General features: G+C 54.2%; 1 protein-coding gene. It reads left to right on the top strand.

Annotated features, from left to right (window positions below; all coding sequences use genetic code 11):
* A partial coding sequence (locus tag B2T33_RS09580; RefSeq protein WP_286791799.1) for an ABC transporter permease subunit occupies positions 1-284 on the top strand: 284 nt, incomplete at both ends.

Raw genomic sequence — 284 nt, 5'->3', positions numbered from 1 at the left:
CGTATGGCACCGCCGGCCGTGTTCCTGTTACCGTTCTTCCAGCTTTATTCAAGTGTCGGCCTGTTTGACACCCATATCGCTGTGGCACTCGCACACTGCCTGTTTAACGTGCCGCTGGCCGTCTGGATCCTTGAAGGTTTCATGTCGGGCATTCCAAAGGAAATCGATGAAACCGCCTATATCGACGGTTATTCGTTCCCGCGGTTCTTTGCCACGATCTTCTTGCCGCTGATCAGGTCCGGCATCGGTGTGACCGCGTTCTTCTGCTTTATGTTCAGCTGGGT

The sequence above is a fragment of the Thalassospira sp. UBA4513 genome (assembly GCF_002388495.1).
GTDB lineage: Bacteria > Pseudomonadota > Alphaproteobacteria > Rhodospirillales > Thalassospiraceae > Thalassospira > Thalassospira tepidiphila.
This window is presented reverse-complemented; position numbering and strand designations above follow the sequence as displayed.